Origin of the sequence: Sphingobacterium sp. HSC-15S19 (assembly GCF_050433745.1) — a bacterium.
In the GTDB taxonomy this organism is placed as follows: Bacteria; Bacteroidota; Bacteroidia; order Sphingobacteriales; family Sphingobacteriaceae; genus Sphingobacterium; species Sphingobacterium siyangense.
Map to the genome: position 1 here is coordinate 1 of NZ_JBNPWQ010000102.1, position 1262 is coordinate 1262.

The 1262-nt window shown below is 46.3% G+C and carries 1 protein-coding gene; it reads right to left on the minus strand.

The window, feature by feature from the left end; genetic code table 11:
- Positions 1-198: 198 nt before the first annotated feature.
- Positions 199-1262: IS110 family transposase (locus L1283_RS28490; protein WP_429626818.1), on the minus strand; the 1064-nt coding region annotated here is incomplete at its 5' end.

Sequence of the window (1262 nt, forward strand, 5' to 3'; positions counted from 1 at the left end):
TTCCTCTATAAATTAACTATAATACAGTCCCCTTGCGCATTGGGTTTTGCGATTTTCCTCTTCGAGTTTGGTCAGCCGTAAGGCTGGCATTAACTCATGCTTGTGTACTTATAGCCTTTTCAGGCATTTGCATTGGCCAATTTAAAAACGGGGTCTTTTAGCCACCATAAAGATACCCGGCCTTTACGCAAAAAATTGTTATGGTTTAAGTTTCGCTATGCGTTCCATTTCTTTTTGGTGATACCGTATCCTGGCATCTAGTTTGGCTGGTTCGTAGATCACCTGTAGTGCCGGATTATAAGGGGTTAAGTCTTTTAGGATATTCCATACAACAACGGATATTTTTCGTGCGATAGCGATCAGGGCCTTTTTCGAGGATTTTCTTATACTTAGACGGTTGAATTTGTCTTTAAAATAGGAGCCTTTACAGCGGCTTGCCGCCCAGGCAACCTGTACCAGTATTGGCTTGAGATATCTGTTTCCTTTAGTGATCGCTGTACTTTTATATTTCCCTGCGCTTTCATCATTCTTTGGTCGTAATCCGACCCATCCGCTCAGTTTACCGCTGTTTTCAAAAACTTTCATGTCTGCGCCGGTCTCGGCGATGATCACAGCGGAACTGATACGGCTAACGCCGGGAATCGTCTTTAGCAAGGCACTCTGCCGTGGAAAATCACGCAGGCAGATAGCTTCAATCTTTTCTATATACTCAGCAGACTGCTTGATCAACAGGTCGTATTCAACTTTTGCCATCTGCAGGTTGAAGCGGTGGTGCTCCTTCATGCAGCCGGTTAGTGCTGCTGCCAGCTTTCCGTTTTCTTTGTTCTTCTTACTGGCATAGACCAGTTTGCTTAAACGTACGGCATCACGCTCCCCGGCTATCAGGGCATCAATGACACTCAGCATACTTTTCCCTCCGATATCACTCACAAGACTACCCAAACGGATTCCGGCCTGTACGAGGATATTGTCCATTTTGGTAAGCATACGGACTATCCGCTGCTGCAACTTGCTATAGGAACGGGTGTAGCTCCTGAGTTCCTGTATTCGCTCACCGGGCACAAAACTCCCGCGAAGCATATCTTTGTGAAGTAGCTGGGCAATCCACTGTGCATCCTTTACATCGCTTTTGCGGCCGGGCAGCTGTTTGATTAAAAAGGGATTCACCAGCATCAGATCAAAGCCCATTTCAGAGAGAATATTCCAGACCGGGATCCAGTAAATACTGGTACTCTCCATCGCTACTCGGAGAACACCCGCAG